Annotated in this window: 15 protein-coding genes and 1 pseudogene; 14 read left to right on the forward strand and 2 right to left on the reverse strand. The window is 64.3% G+C overall.

Features of this window, described 5'->3' with window-relative positions:
* Positions 1-32 precede the first annotated feature (32 nt).
* The 9 genes and pseudogenes from DLJ53_RS32580 to DLJ53_RS32620 all read left to right on the forward strand — a co-directional run bounded on the left by DLJ53_RS32580 (position 33) and on the right by DLJ53_RS32620 (position 9,016).
* Positions 33-831, forward strand: a pseudogene (locus DLJ53_RS32580) (IS5 family transposase).
* Positions 832-1,146: 315 nt separating this feature from the next.
* Positions 1,147-2,166 carry an alcohol dehydrogenase gene (locus DLJ53_RS32585; RefSeq protein WP_111352523.1) on the forward strand — a complete coding sequence of 340 codons (1,020 nt, stop codon included), beginning with the start codon at positions 1,147-1,149 and terminating at the stop codon, positions 2,164-2,166.
* 80 nt (positions 2,167-2,246) lie between these two features.
* Entirely contained in the window at positions 2,247-2,681 is a 435-nt protein-coding gene (locus tag DLJ53_RS32590; RefSeq protein WP_111352505.1) for a hypothetical protein, read from the forward strand.
* 25 nt (positions 2,682-2,706) lie between these two features.
* Positions 2,707-3,561, forward strand: a complete 855-nt coding sequence (locus DLJ53_RS32595; RefSeq protein ID WP_111352506.1) for an SDR family NAD(P)-dependent oxidoreductase — start codon at positions 2,707-2,709, stop codon at positions 3,559-3,561.
* Positions 3,561-3,986: a GlcG/HbpS family heme-binding protein gene (locus DLJ53_RS32600; RefSeq protein ID WP_202913479.1), complete on the forward strand. Its 426-nt coding sequence runs from the start codon at positions 3,561-3,563 to the stop codon at positions 3,984-3,986. The genes DLJ53_RS32595 and DLJ53_RS32600 overlap by 1 nt, the downstream gene beginning before the upstream one ends.
* Before the next feature lie 89 nt (positions 3,987-4,075).
* Positions 4,076-5,872 carry a monovalent cation:proton antiporter-2 (CPA2) family protein gene (locus DLJ53_RS32605; protein ID WP_111352508.1) on the forward strand — a complete coding sequence of 599 codons (1,797 nt, stop codon included), beginning with the start codon at positions 4,076-4,078 and terminating at the stop codon, positions 5,870-5,872.
* Between the two features lie 69 nt (positions 5,873-5,941).
* A complete protein-coding gene (locus DLJ53_RS32610; RefSeq protein WP_111352509.1) occupies positions 5,942-6,754 on the forward strand; it encodes an alpha/beta fold hydrolase in 813 nt (270 codons plus the stop codon).
* Between the two features lie 326 nt (positions 6,755-7,080).
* Positions 7,081-8,151, forward strand: a complete 1,071-nt coding sequence (locus tag DLJ53_RS32615) for a fumarylacetoacetate hydrolase family protein (protein WP_202913480.1) — start codon at positions 7,081-7,083, stop codon at positions 8,149-8,151.
* Positions 8,152-8,155: 4 nt separating this feature from the next.
* On the forward strand, positions 8,156-9,016 hold the full coding sequence (locus DLJ53_RS32620; protein WP_111352510.1) for an N-acyl homoserine lactonase family protein: 861 nt from the start codon (positions 8,156-8,158) through the stop codon (positions 9,014-9,016).
* A 129-nt stretch (positions 9,017-9,145) separates the two neighbouring features.
* On the opposite strand, the gene DLJ53_RS32625 is transcribed toward DLJ53_RS32620, so the two are convergent.
* Positions 9,146-9,490 (reverse strand): EthD domain-containing protein, encoded by a 345-nt coding sequence (locus DLJ53_RS32625; RefSeq protein ID WP_111352511.1) that lies wholly within the window; start codon positions 9,488-9,490, stop codon positions 9,146-9,148.
* A 397-nt stretch (positions 9,491-9,887) separates the two neighbouring features.
* Here DLJ53_RS32625 and DLJ53_RS32630 point away from each other — a divergent pair, with 397 nt between their 5' ends.
* Complete coding sequence (locus DLJ53_RS32630; protein WP_162409780.1) at positions 9,888-11,135, forward strand: MFS transporter; 1,248 nt, start codon at positions 9,888-9,890, stop codon at positions 11,133-11,135.
* Here the strand turns inward: DLJ53_RS32630 and DLJ53_RS32635 are convergent.
* Positions 11,094-12,050 carry a LysR family transcriptional regulator gene (locus tag DLJ53_RS32635; RefSeq protein WP_202913481.1) on the reverse strand — a complete coding sequence of 319 codons (957 nt, stop codon included), beginning with the start codon at positions 12,048-12,050 and terminating at the stop codon, positions 11,094-11,096. The genes DLJ53_RS32630 and DLJ53_RS32635 overlap by 42 nt on opposite strands.
* A gap of 142 nt (positions 12,051-12,192) precedes the next feature.
* Between DLJ53_RS32635 and DLJ53_RS32640 the strand changes: the two genes are divergently transcribed.
* The 4 genes from DLJ53_RS32640 (at position 12,193) to DLJ53_RS34940 (ending at position 15,267) form a co-directional block, all read left to right on the forward strand.
* Entirely contained in the window at positions 12,193-12,843 is a 651-nt protein-coding gene (locus DLJ53_RS32640) for an SDR family NAD(P)-dependent oxidoreductase (protein ID WP_162409782.1), read from the forward strand.
* A complete protein-coding gene (locus tag DLJ53_RS32645) occupies positions 12,830-13,315 on the forward strand; it encodes a DUF427 domain-containing protein (protein WP_162409784.1) in 486 nt (161 codons plus the stop codon). Before DLJ53_RS32640 ends, DLJ53_RS32645 begins: the two co-directional genes overlap by 14 nt.
* The gene (locus tag DLJ53_RS32650; protein WP_111352516.1) at positions 13,306-14,265 is read left to right on the forward strand and encodes a LysR family transcriptional regulator; all 960 of its coding nucleotides are present in this window, start codon (positions 13,306-13,308) and stop codon (positions 14,263-14,265) included. Before DLJ53_RS32645 ends, DLJ53_RS32650 begins: the two co-directional genes overlap by 10 nt.
* Before the next feature lie 81 nt (positions 14,266-14,346).
* Positions 14,347-15,267 (forward strand): helix-turn-helix domain-containing protein, encoded by a 921-nt coding sequence (locus tag DLJ53_RS34940; RefSeq protein ID WP_146620167.1) that lies wholly within the window; start codon positions 14,347-14,349, stop codon positions 15,265-15,267.
* Positions 15,268-15,670 lie beyond the last annotated feature (403 nt).

Below are 15,670 nucleotides of genomic sequence, written 5' to 3' on the forward strand. Positions count from 1 at the left end.
GACAAAACTGGGTTTGCGGCGTTACTGGGTGCATGGCGAAGCCCCTGGTTCCGGATGATCTTTGGGCGGTGATCGAGCCGCTCTGGCCGCTGGAGGGGCCCAAGCCAAGAGGCGGGAGGCCGCGCTTGCCGGATCGGGCAGCGCTGACCGGTATTCTCTTCGTGCTCCGCTCTGGCCTACCTGGGAGATGCTGCTCACTGAGATGAGGTGCGGGTCGGGGATGAGTTGCTGGCGCCGGTTGCGCGACTGGCACGATGCTGGGGTATGGGCGAGCTTACACCATGTACTGTTGGAGCGGCTGCATGCTGCGGGGCAGATGGATTGGCGCCGGGCTTCGCTGGACAGCGTGCCTGTCGCGGCAAAAAGGGGGATCTGCGACCGGCCGAACCCGACGGATCGCGGCAATCCGGGCACAAAGCGCGATCTCGTCACGGATGCCCGCGGCACGCCGCTCGCCCTCTTGATCGGACCGACAAACCAGCACGATAGCCGGATGCTGGCACCAACGCTTGATGCGATTGCAGCTGTCCGAGGCAGGATGGGCCGTCCAAGACGGCGGCCAGACAACTCCACGCCGACAAGGGTTATGATCACCGGCGCTGCCGTGAGGAGTGCCGGGCTCGCGGCATCACGCCCCGGATCGCCAGGCGTGGGGTCGAAAGCAGCGCTCGCCTGGGAAGGCACCGCTGGGTGGTCGAACGCACCCATGCCTGGATGAACCGCTACCGCCGCGTCACCGTCCGCTACGAACGCCGCGCCGACCTCCATCTCGCCTTTGCTACCCTCGCAGCAGCACTCGTCTGCCTCCGACAAGTTCGGCGGTTCTGTTAGGTGCTCTTAGTCGACTTTGATGAGGCGATGGCGTGCGGCCCTCTTCAGAGCCTGTCGGTGCTTGCGGTTCAGCCGACCCCATCGTTCATACAGACAGTATTGCCCGATATTCCCAGAGCAGACCTTCGCCGCCGCGGCGTGTTGCGTAGAGTCCGCAGGCGAGTGTTCGAACCCCCGGTGGCGCCGAACGCGAAGGACAGAAACGACTGCAGGACAACCGCCGGTCGCTGGCCGCCGCCTCGACAGATGGCGTGCGGACTTTCGAACGACTCGAGCGGCGGCTCCACGAAACTCATGCTGGGATCGGAGAAAACCATGGCGAAGATGCGAGCAGTACAGGTGGCCCAACCGGGCGCTCCCTTTGAGCTGGTTGAGCGCGACGTTCCAGAGCCCGGCTACGGCGAAGTACGCATTAAGGTCCAGGCCTGCGGCGTTTGCCATAGCGACGCGATCGCCAAGGAGGGCTGGGTTCCCGGCATTCCCTACCCGATCATCCCGGGCCACGAAGTGGCAGGCGTGATCGAGGTGCTCGGTGAGGGCGTCATCGGCTGGGACGTCGGCACAAGGGTTGGGGTGGGCTGGTTTGGCGGGAATTGCGGGCATTGCGAGCCCTGCCGTCGTGGCCAGCTGATCAACTGTCAGAACATTAAGATCCCCGGTCTCAACTTCGACGGCGGCTACGCGGAGGCCATGGTCGCTCCGGCAAGCGGCCTCGTTCGTATCCCTGACGATCTCTCGGCAGAAGACGCCGCGCCACTGCTCTGCGCGGGGGTCACCACCTACAACGCGCTCCGCCAAAGCGGCGCGGAGCCGGGCGACGTGGTCGCGGTCCTCGGTCTCGGCGGCCTAGGGCACCTGGGTGTTCAGTTCGCGGCCAAGATGGGCTTCAGGACCGTGGCGATAGCCCGGGGCCCGGACAAGGCCGAATTCGCCAAGAAGCTGGGCGCCCACGTTTATATAGATAGCGCAGCGGAAGACGCAGCCGCCGAACTGGCGAAGCTCGGCGGCGCGAAGACGATCTTGGCCACCGTCCCGAACTCCCAGGCGATGAGCCAGCTCGTGGCGGGCCTCGCCGTTCGCGGCGTCATGGTGATCGTCGGCGTGGGATCCGAACCGCTGCAGTTCTCGGCCATGGACCTGATCCCGGCCAATCGAACGATCAAAGGTCACCCGTCGGGCGCCTCGATCGACTCCGAAGACACGCTGAACTTCAGCGTCCTTACCGAGGTGCGACCGATGATCGAAGTCATGCCGCTCGAAGAGGCGGCGGCCGCCTACGACAAGATGATGGCCGCGAAGGCGCGCTTTCGAATGGTGCTGACGACAGGGGCCTGACGGCTCGGCCGGCGCCGCCGGGCGTCGGCCCGCGCTTTACCCGACGGGCCGGCCGCCACTTCCAACCAAGAGAGGCTCTGATGCCGCTGATTTATGTCAACGCCCCGGAGGGCACGTTCACCGACGCCGCTCGTGACGCTCTTGCGGAGGAGCTGACGGTCATCGGACTCGAGTCCGAAAAGCTGCCGCTGTTCCCCTTCGACCAAAGCACCTGCTGGATCTACTTCCGCGACTATCCACCAGCCAAAGTCTACCACGGCGGAAAGCCCGGCGGGACGAAGGTCATCTCGCTCGAGGTTAACAGCTTCGCCGGACTACCCACCACGGACGGCAAGCTCTTCTTGTACAACCGTTGCACCGAGGCGATCCGCAAGTATGCGGGGATCCCCGAGGGCGCTCTCGTTCCTGTCTACATCGTGGTCCGCGAAGTCGAGACCAGGGACTGGGGCGTCTTCGGCGGCACGCTCACCATCGACGATGTGAAGACGCCGCATCCGGATCAAGCGCCGATCTGATCTCCTCCAGCACAGGTAATAAGCGATGAAAGACTTCAAAGGTAAGCGCGTCGTCATCACCGGCGCCGCGACGGGAATCGGCTTCGCGCTGGCCGCCCAATTCGTCGCTCGGGGCGCAAAGGTGGTCATCGCCGCCCGCCGGCGTGATCGGCTTGAGGAAGCAGCCAAGGCGCTGACAAAAAGCGGCGGCGAGGTTGCGATCTTCGAATGCGACATCACCGAACTCAGCCAGGTCGAAGCGCTCGCCGACTTCGCATGGTCTACCTTTGGCGGGGTCGACGTCCTGATCAACAACGCTGGCGTCGGCCCGATCCCCTCCAAGGTGATCGACGCCAAGCCGGAGGACGTTCAAAGCGTGCTGAACGTCAATCTGTTCGGCGTTTGGAATGGTGTTTCCGTCTTTGGAAAGCGCTTCGTCGCGGAGAGCACCCCCAAGGCGATCTACAACGTCGGCTCCGAGAACTGTTTCTTCAACGCCGTCCCTGAAGGCGCCGGCTATGTCGTCAGCAAGCACGCGCTGTTGGCCATGACCAGCGCTCTGCGGGAGGAGGTCCCCGATCATATCGAGGTCGGGCTTATCTGCCCGGGCCTGGTGAAGTCCGAGCTCGCTCGCGAAACCAGCGACGGCATGGACACCGATGCCTTCGCGACTCTCGTGATGCGGCAGATCGAGGCCGGGGAGTTCTTCATCGTCGCGCATGCCTACAATGTCGTGCGGATTCACGAGCGCCTCGACGAAGTCATCAGCGCCTATGGCCAGTACGCCCCGCGCTACCAAGGCGACGACGAGTTCGACGTCCGCACGCTTGGCGACCGTCACGGCTGGTATCCCGGTTATCCGATCCATGCGTACCGCGGCGCTCGGCCCGGAGGCGCATGATGTCCGACATCGCCCGATCGAGCCTGCAGCTCACCTACGATGGCGCCGCGCTGGCGCTTCAAGCGGCGATCGCCAAGGCGCGCGAAATCAACGTTCCCGAGAACATCGCGGTGGTTGACGCAGGGGGAAACCTTCTGGCCTTTGCGCGCCTCGACGGGGCTCGCTTCCTGGCGCAGTTCTCCGCGATCTCGAAGGCGCAGACTGCCGCCTCGCTACACATGGCGACGGGTGAGCTGCCGCCCCAGTTCGGCGTCGATCTAGCCTTCGCGACAGGGAGCCGCTCCATCAACCTTCCCGGCGGCTTGCCGATCGTGGTCGACGGGCAGGTCATCGGAGCCATCGCCGCGAGTTCCGGCGCCGATCCCGACGACATCGCGATCGCCGGCGCTGGGCGGGATGCAGTCCTGGCGGCTCTGAAGCCCTGAGAGCCAGGCCTGCGCCCTGACGGGCGCTGTGGCCAGCCAAGCCCGCCCAGCCGAGTCCGATCGTCGTTCGGCCAATGCGAGGAAGCGCCATGACCCCTGACAACGCTTCTCACACCGTCGTGACGGGTCTGAACTTGGTGCCCGTGGTTTCGCTCCTGGCGGTCGCAGTCGTGGCTGTCCCAATGTTCCGGCGACTCGGTTTGGGGTCCGTGCTCGGCTATCTCGCAGTGGGACTGATCATCGGCCCCTTCGGTCTGAAGCTCTTCACCGACCCGCAGGGAATCATCCATGTCGCCGAACTCGGCGTGGTAATGTTCCTCTTCACCATCGGCCTAGAGATGCAGCCCGCACGTCTGTGGTCAATGCGAGGCGACATCTTCGGCGTCGGGCTGGTGCAGGTGGCCATGGCGACGGCTGTCCTGACCGCAGCAGGCTTGGCGATTGGTCTGCCTCCGGCGGTCGCCGCCGTCGGCGGCGCGGGGTTCGTCCTCACCTCGACCGCGATCGTCTTCCAGATGCTCCAAGAGCGCGGCCTTATCGCCAGACCCGTCGGGCGAGGCATCATCGCCATCCTGCTTTTCGAGGATCTGGCCATCGTCCCGCTGCTGGCCCTCGTCGCCTTCGTTGCGCCGAGCGCCGGTACGGTCGGCCTCGCAGATCGCGCGCTCGCGGTGCTCATCGGTATTGGGGCGATCGGTGCCCTGGTCGCTGCGGGGCTTTGGCTCCTCAATCCGCTGTTCCGCTTGCTCGCGGCGGCGCGGACCCCAGAGATCATGACGGCGGCGGCGCTGCTGGTCGTGCTAGGGGCCGCCTGGGCTATGCAGGCAGGCGGTCTGTCGATGGCCCTCGGGGCCTTCTTGGCGGGCGTATTGCTGTCAGGCTCGGTCTTCCGTCATCAGCTCGAGGCGGACATCGAGCCTTTCCGGGGGATCCTGCTCGGCCTGTTCTTCGTCGGTGTGGGCATGGCGTTGAACCTGCAGGTTGTCGCCGCGCACTGGGCCTTCATCGCCCTGAGCGTCGTCGTCTACATCGCGCTGAAGTCGCTCGTCGTATACAGCGTCGCGCGGATGTTCCGCGTGGGACATCGCGAGGCGCTGCTGCGAACCGTGATCATGGCCCAAGGCGGCGAGTTCGCCTTCGTGTTGCTGACGGCAGCGGCTGGGGTCGGGCTGATCAGCCGCGACGCCAGCGCCATCCTGTCGACGACGATCATCAGCTCGATGATGCTGACGCCCCTTTGCGTGACGCTCTACGAGCGCCTCGCTCCGAAGCCGCGGGTGGTCATGGACGGGGTCGAGGCGGCCAACGATCTTGCGGGCGACGTAGTGGTCATCGGCTTCGGCCGCTTTGGGCACATCGCCACCCAGCCGCTGCTGGCGCGAGGACATAGCCTGTCGATCATCGACTCCGACGTGCAGATGATCCGCGACGCCGCTGACTTCGGCTTCAAGGTCTACTACGGCGACGGCTCACGCCTCGACATTTTGCGGGCCGCAGGGGCGGCCAATGCCCGCGCCATCCTTATCTGCATCGACGATGAGGCGGCGGCCTTGCGGATCGCCGAGCTCGTTCGCGACGAGTTCCCGCTCGTCCCCGTTCTGGCGCGCGCCAAGCACCGGGAGCATGCCTTTGAGTTGATAAAGGCCGGGGTCCACTTCCAGATCCGCGACACGCTCGAGTCCGCCTTCGCCCTTGGCGAACAGGCGCTCAAGACCCTATGCGATCCGCCGGCCGAGGTCGCGTCGACCATGGCTGAGGTTCGTCGTGCCGATTGCCAGCGCTTCGAAATACAGCGGTTAAGCGGCCTCTACGCCGGCCTTGAACTAATCCACGGCAATGCCCTGCCAGCCCGCAACCCGAGCGGCCAAGGCACACACCCGCCCTGAACGGGGCGCCCTTGCCTACCGCCGCGCGAATGCCGCCGCTTCCCTGCCTTATTCCTCCCAGGAGCACCGATGTCGAAGATCCTCACCCTGATCGCCGCCGCCGCCGCCATCACGGCGGCAACTCTCTCCGCCTTCGCCCAAGCGCAGCCGTCTTCCGCGCCGCGCCCTGCGGCCGTGCTCGCAGCACAGCCAATCAGGAATATCGTCCTGGTGCACGGCGCCTTCGCCGACGGCTCGGGCTGGCGGGGCGTCTATGATGAGCTCGTCAAACGGGGCTACCGCGTCTCGATCGTCCAGAACCCGCTCACCTCACTCGCCGACGACGTTGCAGCCACCCGGCGCGTTCTGGCCCGTCAGGATGGCCCGGCGGTGCTGGTCGGCCATTCGTACGGCGGCAGTGTCATCACAGAGGCGGGCGACGATCCAAAGGTTGTCGGCCTCGTCTATGTAACCGCCTTTGCGCCCGACGTCGGCGAGTCCGCCGGCGATCAGTTCAGGGTGGTCCCACCATTGCCCAACCTGGTCGTCGATCCCCAGCCCGATGGGTTCGGCTTCTTCAATGCCGAGAACTTCCAGGCGGGCTTCGCCGGCGGCGCGAGCGACGCCGATGCGTCTTTCCTGCGAGACTCCCAAGTTCCTGTCGCTCTGGCGGCTCTCGACGCGAAGGTCAGCGTGGCCGCCTGGCGCACCAAGCCTAGCGCCTTTGTCGTCGCGACTGAGGATGGATCAATCGACCCGAGGCTGCAGCGCCACATGGCCAACCGGATCGGTGCGGCGACAACGGACGTCCAAGGGAGCCACCTGGTGTTCTTCACCCAGCCGAGAGCCGTCGCCGACGTCATCGACCGCGCGGCGCGCACGATGGGGAGCGCCCAGCGCTGATCCCGCAGTGGGTCCGCGAAGCTCGGCCCCCGGCTAGGCGTTCGTGGGTCCATCACCGCGGAGGTCGCGCGCGACACCTGGCTGCGCTCATACCATTGGGAAGGAGCGTCAGGATTCCAGCGGCAGTTCATACCCCTGCGGTGAAAGCCTAACCTTTCGGCAGTTTCAAAGGAGCTGGCCATGAGCAAGACGCCCTTCAACTTCGTCGCAAGTTTCCAGGCCCAGCCGTTCGTCGCGGTGCCGCTGACCATGATTAGCGAGCGCGCCCGGTAACCTAGCCGGCCCTCCAAACCCGCTCTCCCTGCCCTGGCCCAAGGTGGAACTGAATGCACAGTCTCGAAGCGCGCACGCCGCCGTCGAAAGCCTCCGGTGCTTCCCGCCGGGCGCTGCTGGTTGGCGGTGCCGCCCTTGTTGGCGGCCTGCCGATCCGGATGGCTTCGGCCGCCCCTGGCCCCCCTACGATTCAGGCGCAACATCCACGAAACTACGGGGTGGTGGGCACGACACCGTACCGCCTCTGCAACCTCGGCCTTCGCGAGGGCTATGGCGTCGGCGTGGAGCTGGACCGCGGGGTGCTGGATGTCACCGCCACGGCAGATGCCCTCGGCCTGCAGGCGCCAAGCGATATGGACGACCTGCTGCAGAACGGGCGTGGTGCCGAACTGCTGGCGGTGATCAAGGCCGCTATGGCCCAGACGTCGGCCGCAACCGTTGTGCCCCCCGACGAGCTGAGTTTCGCGCCCCTGGTAACCCGGCCCGAGAAGATCCTGTGCATCGGCTTCAACTACCGTAAGCACGCCGAGGAGACCGGGACCCCCGTTCCAAAGGCGCCGCCGATCTTCGCCAAGTTCCGCAACGCCCTCAATCGTCATGAGGGCGAGATCAAGCTGCCGACCGATGTCGACACCCAGTTCGATTACGAGACTGAGCTGGTGATCGTGTTTGGCCGCGAATGCCACAACGTCACTGAGGCCGACGCCCTGGAGCACGTCGCGGGCTACGCCACGGGCAACGACTTCAGCGCCCGGACGCTGCAGATGGCCACCTCGCAGTTCACGGCGGGCAAGACGGCAGACGGCTTCGCGCCGATCGGTCCTTGGCTGGCGCCGCGACGTCGGGTGCCTGATCCCAATGCTCTCCGCCTCACCACCCGCGTCAACGGCCAGATTCGACAGGACTGGACGACTAGCGACATGATTTTCAATTGCCGGCAGCTGATCGCCTACGTTTCTCGGATCATGACAGTGAAGCCTGGCGATGTCCTGTTCACCGGCACGCCGCAGGGCGTGATCCTTGGAGAGAATATCCCGGCGCAGCAGCGCCGTTGGCTGCGCGCCGGAGACGAGGTGATCTCTGAACTCCAAGGGCTCGGTGCCCTTAAAGTGACCCTGGTCTAGACCGATGCGGCATCTTCAACTCGTCCGCACCGTAGCCGCCGTGGCCGGAGTCTTCGCTCTGTCGAGCGTCGTTTTGGCCCAGACGCCGAGGACCGCCACGGTCGAACGGATGTATCAACTCGATTGTGGCGAGGCGCGGTCGCCCGATGTTTCGCAGTGGTCTCCCGGAAGCAATCAGGGCAAGCCTGTCGTCTACAGTGACCACTGCTACCTGATCCGGCACGGATCGGACTGGATGCTGTGGGACGCCGGCGTGGATGATCAGCTGGTCGCTCTGCCGAACGGAAAGGAAGTGGCGCACAAGGTTCGCGGCCTCGTGCGCCGCACCTTGGCGGCGCAACTTAGCGAAATCAAAGTGCGGCCGGACCATATCACCGTCATCGCGTTCTCCCACGCCCACTTCGATCACGTCGGGAACAGCCGCTTGTTCCCGACCGCTCGGTGGTTCGTGCAGCGGACCGAATACGACGCCATGTTCGGCCCCGATTTTAGCAAGTACGGCTTCGTTCCCGAGCTCTACGCCTCGATGAAAAGCAATCCGGTCGTCCAGCTCGACGGTGATAGAGATGTCTTTGGGGACGGTGCGGTTCGCATTCTATCTACGCCGGGCCACACCCCGGGGCATCAATCCCTGCTGGTGCGGCTTCCCAAAAGCGGCGCGGTGATCTTGAGCGGCGACGCGGCACATTTGCGGGAGAATTTCGAGGCCCGCCGGGTGCCGAGCTTCAATGCAGATCCTGTTGCGACGAAGCGGTCGATTGAAAAGCTCGAAGACATAATGCGGGCCGAGCAGGCGCAAATCTGGATCAATCACGACCGATCCCAGACCGCCGATATTCCTGATGCTCCCCAGCCAATCGAATGAAGTCCAGCAACGCCGGGCATCGAATGCGGCATCCCCGAGCACCGCACCTGGCTCGATGTCCGCTGGGCCTTCGGGGAGTACAAGCCACGTTCGGGGCGGTGAAGGACCCCGCGCGTGGCGGGAGGTTCGTTAGCTTATGACCTTGAGATCGGTCGTGAAGATCAGCTCGCACTTCTGCCGATCCATGAAGGTCATCTCATCGTGAATCACGTTGTTCCGGTAGTGGGGCGACGGGAAGAACGCCTTCACATCCTCGATGCTGTCGTACCAAATCTCGGCGATACCATCTAACCCGGACTGCATCGCTCCCGGAAGAACATCGGGCGTGCGGTGGTTCCGGATATAGCGTCGAATATACTTCTTGTGTGAGGGCTGGGCCGCCACCGTTTCAGCGTGAATAGTGCCCCAATGCTCAGCAAAGTCCTCGTAACTCATGCCCGCTTTGCGAACCATAAGAATACTGAGCTTGATCATGGCAATCGTCCTTCTTTTGCGGCGAACAGGGCTCCTGTGCGCGGGTGAGCCACGGTGCGTAGAATCTTCAGCAGCTATGCGCGCGATGCTTTGGGCGCGGAACTAACGGGCCCTTATATCGGCGGCTACTAACTGTATGCCGTCAGCCCGTGGACAGCGGCCGCTTGCGGCCCGACTGTTGATCCAGCTTGCTCGGTTGTTGCGTCAGCTTGCCCTTCCGCGGCGTGTCCTATTCGGCCAAAGTAACGGCGCAGCTAAGCGTAGCGGGGAAGCCGTATCGTCAAGTAGGTTCTACCAAGCTATCGGCCCGGGTCGCGCCAGCCGCAGCCGAGACATAGGCCAGACGGAGCAGGACAAGATGGGGCCAGGCCGAGATCGGATCCTACTAACAGGTCTCGTGACAGCCTGCGTTGCGGCCGACGGGTTCGACGTATTCTCGATCGCCTTGGCCGCCCCCAAAATCGCAAGCGCCTGGGGAATCGACGACGCCGAGCTTGGCGTCGTCATGTCCATGGACCTCATCGGCATGGGAGTGGGCGCCGTCGTGATCGGCGCTTTGGCGGATCGCCTGGGTCGGATGCGGTTGTTGATCACCAGCTTGGTCATTGTCGCGATCGGCATGGCCGCCGCCTCCATCTGCTCGGACGTTCCTTCCCTCTCCATCGTGCGCTTACTCACGGGGCTGGGCATAGGCGGCCTTCTGACGACGGGTAACAGCGTCATCGGTCAGGACGCGAGCGGCCGGCCGCGAGGCCTCGACATAGCGATCATGATCTCGGGTTTCTCCCTTGGAGCGGTTCTCGGTGCGGCGGCGTCCGCAGGGCTGCAGCTTGTCACCGACCGTTGGCAGGCGATTTTCGAGCTTGGTGCGCTCGCCACGGCCCTCCTCATCCTCCCAGCTGCGGTCCTCTCCCGCCGGCGCGACGAAGGTACGACTGCAGGTTTTCGCAACCCACTTACGAGACCGGCGGCCCTTCAGCTCTTCAACCCGAACACGCGACGAACAACGGCGCTCCTCGCGCTCGCCTACATCGGTCAGACCTTCACGTTTTACTTCCTCATGAAGTGGATCCCGACGCTCGCGGAAAACCTCGGCCATAGCCATGCCGCATCGGCCGCGCTCTTGGGGTCAGCCAACATCGGTGGTGCGGCGGGGGCGATCGTGTTCGGGCTCGTTGCTAGCCGCTTCGCTCTTCGCCCCGTTGTCGCCGCTTCGATGGTCATCGCAGCGCTGCTGATGGCCGCAATGGGATTTGCCGCTCCCTCCTATTCGTCGCTCAGCTTTGTGGTGGTGGTGGTCGCCTTCTTCATCGTCGCGGGGAACGCCGGACTCTACGCGCTCGCGGCTGAGGGCTTCCCTTGCGCCTTGGTAGGGAGCGGAACCGGTCTCGTTGTCGGCTGCGGCCGCTTGGGCGCGGCGGCGGGGCCGATCACGGGCGGCGTGCTGCTGTCCGCCGGATGGCCTTTGTCTTGGGTAACGCCTGCCATGGCCTGCGGCTGCTTGGCCGCAGCTCTGACGATCAGCCTGCTGCCTCGAGTCGACTGGCAAAATGAGAGCGGCGGCGGAATACGCCACGGCCTTGCTGGCCCCGGCAGCCAGAATTCAGCGGGGCTGGCTGTAGAGACGCCGGCCCGCGGGGCCTGAAGCGATAAGACGCTCTATGTCGCCGAGGAAGCGTTTGAGCACCGGCGATGGATTGTCCTTCCGGTAGCCCACCGCCAGGTCGATCACAGGAGCCTTGCCCTTCAGCGGACGACATACGACAGACCAGGGTAATAAGGGTTCCACATATCTTGGAAGGAGAGTAACGCTGCGGGTCGACGCCACCAAAGTCAGGCCGGTCGCCGCGTTATCGAGAAGATGCTCTGGCGTTACGCTGATGCCGCAGTCTCTGAAGTAATTCGCGACGATCTCACGCAGAACGTGGGGTGTGTCCGAGTACCCGATGAAGGGGTGAAGTTCGAAACCTTTCGGATCGATTTCGTCTTCCTCGGCTAGCGGGTGATCGCTCGGCAGGATGGCCACGATCGGTTCTTGGGCGATAACCTCATACGTGACGTCTGGCCTGGGCTCGATACGACAAAATCCCAGGTCGACCTCTCCCGACTGTATAGCGTCTCCGACATCAGGCGAGAACATACTGAGCATCTGAAAATCTATGCCGTAGAGGTCCTTCTGCAAAGCTTGGGTGACGTGAGGCAGCCAGTCCACCTCCTGTCCCGCCAAGAAAGCCACTGAGAAGCGATGCTTGCCGGGCTTTGCCGCACGCCTGGCGGCCGCCACGGCTTCGCCCGCTTCCTTGAGCGCTATTCGTGCGGGCTCAAGGAACGCTTTGCCTGCAGGCGTTAATTCCATGCCCCGGGCGCTGCGGATAAACAGCGGTGTTCCCACCTCCCGCTCCAGATCCCTGAGCTGACGGCTTAGCGAAGGTTGCGCCACGTGCAGGCGCTTCTCGGCCGCGGACGTAAGCACGCCTTCTTCAGCGACGGCCACGAAGTAGCGAAGATGACGAAGCTCCATCGCATTACCATAGCTTTTAGGTATCGCCTTGGCACGCACAAAGTCTTTCCCGCCGAGCTTTGAGTCGGCCAGACTCGAGCGGCACTTGGAGTTAATTCCAGACGTGTGAAGTCGCGGGCACCCCCGGCCGTTGGGACGCCGGTATGGTTTGCGCTCATCGCTGGCTCGGAAGGATATTGCTTTGCATAGCTGCCGCGGCAGAACCGCCCTTGTCACGAGCGCCAACCAACCCCTCGGAAGAGAGGCGGTCATAGCTCTCGCCTATGCCGGCGCTCAGGTCGTCCTGCATCACCATCGTTCCACCCACATCCGTCACGTTGTCGAGGAGGCTTGTGCGAGCGCGGGTCGGGCACGCTCCGTCGCCGCCGATCTGCGTTCGCCCGCGGCGGCCGAGATGCTTGCGACCAGGACCCGCGAGATCGTCGGGGAGCGTTTGGATAATCTCGTCATCAACGGCGAGGCTGCTCGCGCGCCTCTGATGGAAGAGGCGACGATCGAAGAGTTTGACCTGATCGTGGCAGCGCATGTGCGCGCGCCCTTCTTTCTGACCCGGCATCTGCTGCCGATCCTGCATAAGGGCGCGAGCATCATCGTCATCGCACCCGTGGCGGGGAAGGAAGATGCCTCCCGCGCGGCCGGGCGGCTAATGGTCGGCCTAGCGGATTATCTCGCGAGCCAGCTCTCGGGGCGAGGCATTCGCTTCAACACGATTCTGCCTGCCGATGGCGGGTGGCATGGCCCCGGCGCGATGCAGTTCGCCGAGACGGTGGCCTTCCTCGCTTCTGAAGACGCTAACGGCATATCCGGAAACGTGCATCATGTGGGCCACTGAACTGCGCACTAGGGGCGCCTCGAACCTGCTGATTTCACCGGCGATCTCCACCGAAGTCGACCCGGTGGAACGCAGCATCCGTGTCCCAGACTCCGACTATCCAATTTCCATCGAGCGCAGCGAAGACGACGTCATGGTCATAGCCCTGGGCCAAATGATCGCCGAGACACGGCGTTCATTGGAGGTTCGCGAGGGCCGCGGCCGGCAACCAGCCATCCGCTATATCCCCATGGCCGACGTCGACATGTCCCTGCTGCGCCCGTCGGCAACATTAGTTTATTGCCCCTACAAGGGCGATGCGTCGCTTTTCACCCTTTTTGCCAACGAGCGCGATCTGCCCAATGCGGCCTGGTGCTACCGCGCGCCCCACTGGGCCGTGGCCGAACTGGAGGGTCACGTCGCCTTCGCTCCGTCGAAGGTTGAGCGCATCGCAATCCGGCCCGCTGGAGGTGGGGGCGTCGAATGGACCTGATCACGAGCCTTCATTCGTTCCTGCGGGTGTCGGAGACGGGCTCGTTCTCGGCCGTCGCGGCCGAGCGCGGTGTAACGCAGCCTGCCATTTCCCGCCAGGTCAGCGCGCTGGAGGAGTACCTTGGGGCGCGGCTCGTACAGCGGAGCACCCAGGCCGTCACCCTCACCGACGAGGGCCGCAACCTTCTCGCCCCGGCACGTGATCTGGTCGAAGCCGCCGAAGGCTTGCGGAATCTCGCCGATCAATGGCTCCGCAAGCCTGTGGGCCTGGTGCGCCTGGCCGTGCCGGCGCCGCTGGGCGTGCACGTCGCCGGGCACATCAGCACTCTTCTCGCCCAATATGAAGAGCTGTCGATCGAGCTCATCATGCGGGACCGCCCAGGGAACCTGGTTGAGGAGGGCTTCGACCTCGAGGTCCGACTGGGCGAGATCGAGGACGCCTCGCTGATTTGTCGGCGCGTTGGCTCGACGACGCGGCACATCGTGGCCTCGCCGGAGTACATCGACCGAAACCTCCCGATTCTCCACCCGCTTGATCTGGCGCTGCATCATTGCATCGTACATCCCCGCTATGGCCGGGAGGATGTCTGGCATTTCACGGATCTCTGCGACGCCGGTGAAAGGGGGGCGGCGGAGCATGCTGTGACCGTCCGGGGCCGCTTCAGCGCCGACAACCCGGCCGCTATTCAGACGGCGGTCCTAAAGGGCCATGGTGTCGCTTGCCTTTCGCACCTCGTGGTCCAAGAGGACATCGAGGCCGGACGGCTACGTCGCTTGCTTCCGCAGTTCGAATTCCGGCGCCAACCGCTCTACATCACCTATGCTCCAGGACGACGGCTGGCCTACCGTACCCGCGCTGTCATCGACTTCCTTGTGAGGGTCTTCCAATCCGACCCGCTGATGAAACTCGGCTCTCCGCCAGGTTCGCCACCCGCCAATCATGTATGCTAACAGTGGCCTGGCCCGCGCAGCAGGCGGATCTACGGTAATAAAATCAGCTTTGCTAACCCGCGTCAGCGGAAGGAAGTCCAAGTGCCTGCCACTGCGCTCGGGGTCGAGCAGTACTATTCGAAAGACAGCGTCGCGTCTTTGCACGCTCAGCCCGGGCGTCTGCTGCGATCGAGCGCGACGGCGGGCTGGCGTAGCCTGCATGTCGCTGAATGGGTGTGTCCGACACGCGGCGACCCCTTCGACGCGCCCGCGACCAGAGACCAGACCCTCGTCAGTTTCCTCCAAGGTTCGGGAACTCTTGAAGCGAGTCGTGGCCGTCACTGGAGCTCTGCCTATCGCGGCGTTGGGTCGAGCGGTCTCACTGCCCCTGGCGAGCTGGACCGGCTGCGCTGGGGACCGTCTGAAAGCTCTGAAGTTCGCGCAGCGTACATCTATTTGCCGGTGGGCTGGTTAGCCGCCGCGGGGCATGAGTTTCACCATCGACGATCCGGGCCGATCACAAGCGGCTACTCGCGCCTTTGTCTCGAAGATGCGCTCATACACAGCACGGCGCTGGCTCTGCTCAACCAGGCCGCGAGCGGCGCGCCCGAACTCTACGCTGAGGCGGCGGCTGCCTTCCTGGCGGCCCACCTTGTGGCCTGCGACGGCGGCGGGTCGGGCGTCGTGACGCCGCTGGCCGCTCGCCGGATGGAGCAGGTCATCGATTACATGCGCACGCATATCGGCGAGGCCGTCCGCCTTGCCGACTTAGCTTCGGTGGCTGGTGTCAGCCTTTTCTATTTCTCACGCGCCTTCAAAGCCGCGACGGGAACGCCCCCGGTCGCCTATCTGACCTCGATGCGCATGCGCCTGGCCCAAGAGCTTCTCACCGGGAGCGAGTTGAGCATTTCGCAGATCGCCAGCCGATGCGGATATCTCAGCACCTCTTCCTTTTCATCGGCCGTCCAGAAGAGATTTGGCGCGAGTCCCCTGGCGCTGCGAGGACGGAGCCGCCGCCAATAACCGCGAGGCTTCTGTCAGCGCGCCCCCTGGAGCGCGTCGAGAACGGCATTAGCGAGTGGGGTGGCGGAGTCTACGTTCTGTCCTGTGATCAGGCGACCATCGCGGACGATGTGTGGCGTCCAGTTGTCGCCCCTCTCATAGACCGCGCCACATTGGCGAAGCGTCGACGCGACCAGCCAGGGCGCGTTTTCGGCGGCGCCGCACTCGATCTCCTCCTCGTCGCTGATCGCGGTGAGCCGGCGTCCCGCGAAGAGCCAGCGACCATCCTGTGTTCGGGCGCTGAGTAACGCTGCTTGGCCATGGCAGACTGCCGCGATGATGGTCTCTGAGCTGCTCCCTATCGGTTGGACAGTTCGGGCGCCGTTTTAAGCTACAGCCGGGATCTGCTGGTCGGTTCGGTCCT

Origin of the sequence: Acuticoccus sediminis (assembly GCF_003258595.1) — a bacterium.
Taxonomy (GTDB): domain Bacteria; phylum Pseudomonadota; class Alphaproteobacteria; order Rhizobiales; family Amorphaceae; genus Acuticoccus; species Acuticoccus sediminis.

Bases quoted from the DNA above. Each gene is read 5' to 3' on its own strand.
- DLJ53_RS32605 (WP_111352508.1), top strand. From the start codon at position 4,076: ATGACCCCTGACAACGCTTCTCACACCGTCGTGACGGGTCTGAACTTG.
- DLJ53_RS32650 (WP_111352516.1), top strand. From the start codon at position 13,306: ATGGACCTGATCACGAGCCTTCATTCGTTCCTGCGGGTGTCGGAGACG.
- DLJ53_RS32645 (WP_162409784.1), top strand. From the start codon at position 12,830: ATGTGGGCCACTGAACTGCGCACTAGGGGCGCCTCGAACCTGCTGATT.
- DLJ53_RS32585 (WP_111352523.1), top strand. From the start codon at position 1,147: ATGGCGAAGATGCGAGCAGTACAGGTGGCCCAACCGGGCGCTCCCTTT.
- DLJ53_RS32610 (WP_111352509.1), top strand. From the start codon at position 5,942: ATGTCGAAGATCCTCACCCTGATCGCCGCCGCCGCCGCCATCACGGCG.
- DLJ53_RS32600 (WP_202913479.1), top strand. From the start codon at position 3,561: ATGTCCGACATCGCCCGATCGAGCCTGCAGCTCACCTACGATGGCGCC.
- DLJ53_RS32625 (WP_111352511.1), bottom strand. From the start codon at position 9,490: ATGATCAAGCTCAGTATTCTTATGGTTCGCAAAGCGGGCATGAGTTAC.
- DLJ53_RS32615 (WP_202913480.1), top strand. From the start codon at position 7,081: ATGCACAGTCTCGAAGCGCGCACGCCGCCGTCGAAAGCCTCCGGTGCT.
- DLJ53_RS32595 (WP_111352506.1), top strand. From the start codon at position 2,707: ATGAAAGACTTCAAAGGTAAGCGCGTCGTCATCACCGGCGCCGCGACG.
- DLJ53_RS32620 (WP_111352510.1), top strand. From the start codon at position 8,156: ATGCGGCATCTTCAACTCGTCCGCACCGTAGCCGCCGTGGCCGGAGTC.
- DLJ53_RS32590 (WP_111352505.1), top strand. From the start codon at position 2,247: ATGCCGCTGATTTATGTCAACGCCCCGGAGGGCACGTTCACCGACGCC.